This is a genomic window from Vibrio sp. Vb0598 (assembly GCF_033338935.1).
Lineage (GTDB): Bacteria > Pseudomonadota > Gammaproteobacteria > Enterobacterales > Vibrionaceae > Vibrio > Vibrio alginolyticus.
The window spans coordinates 1-1,116 of record NZ_JAWOTP010000242.1; the positions used below are offsets into that span (position 1 = coordinate 1).

2 protein-coding genes are annotated in these 1,116 nt (G+C 40.2%); both read left to right on the top strand.

Going from position 1 to position 1,116, the window contains the following annotated elements; all coding sequences use genetic code 11:
- On the top strand, nt 1–661 hold a 661-nt coding region (locus R7Q38_RS24400; RefSeq protein ID WP_318114656.1), incomplete at its 5' end, for a polysaccharide pyruvyl transferase family protein.
- Nucleotides 662–670: 9 nt separating this feature from the next.
- The coding region (locus tag R7Q38_RS24405) for an IspD/TarI family cytidylyltransferase (protein ID WP_318114657.1) at nt 671–1,116 on the top strand (446 nt) is incomplete at its 3' end.

Here is a 1,116-nt window from a genome sequence, read left to right on the forward strand (position 1 = left end):
AATTGTTACGACACGTGATGGCTTGAGCTTGCTCAATGATGGCTACATAGAAAACGGGGACATCAAAACCGCTCAAGTAGCAGATTCAGCAGTTTTCAGCTCAGAAGTTTATGGGATACAGAAAAAATCGCGAGATGTTGTCGGTCTTGGATTGGTGCGTGCAAGGATCTTTAAAGATAACGGTATTGATCTGGATAGAACGCAAGTTATCGAGCTATATGCCTCGCTTATTTCAGAACTGGAAGCTCGCGGGCAACCTTATCAGCTATTTACTAATGGCTTGAAAAGCGACGTAGATATTCTAGAAGATCTGGAGACCTATCTAGGGAAGCAACTAAACGTTATTGAGCCACAAACGCCAAGAGAGCTGGTTGAGCTTATTTCAACATTTAAATGCACAATCGCCGCTCGACTTCATGCCTGCATTATTTCTTATTCTTTGACTGTTCCGGTTGTAGGGCTTGTTTGGAACAACAAAGTCAAAATGTTCGGTGAGTGTATAGGTTATCCAGAACGTTTCTTTTCCCATCAAGATTTTGATGCAAATGAGATCATTGATCGCTTAACCCTGTCTGTCGCGGAAGGTTACGAACCTAATCACTATGAGCGATATAGAGAGACTGTGAACACTAGCATTAACAAAATGATATCTATGATTTAGGAGTGAATTATGAATGTTGCCTTGATTTTTGCTGGTGGTGTCGGAACCCGAATGCAAAACAGCACTAAACCGAAGCAGTTTTTAGAGCTATATAACAAGCCAGTAATTATATACACACTTGAGAAGTTTGAAGAGAACAAAAACATTGATGCCATTGTTGTGGTTTGCGTTGAACCGTGGATCGATTATTTACGCAAACTGTTGTTCAAATTTGATATTCAGAAAGTAAAGTTTGTTATTCCCGGTGGTGAAACTGGCCAGGAGTCTATATTTAACGGCTTATGTAAGATAGAAGAAGAATTTGATCATAACTCTGTTGTTTTGATTCATGATGGCGTTCGACCTTTAATCAATGACGAAATTATCAACCGAAATATCGAAGCGGTCAAAAGTCACGGTAGTGCGATCACTACTTGTCCTCCAGTAGAGACCTTTGTCCTTGTCGACAATGAAGA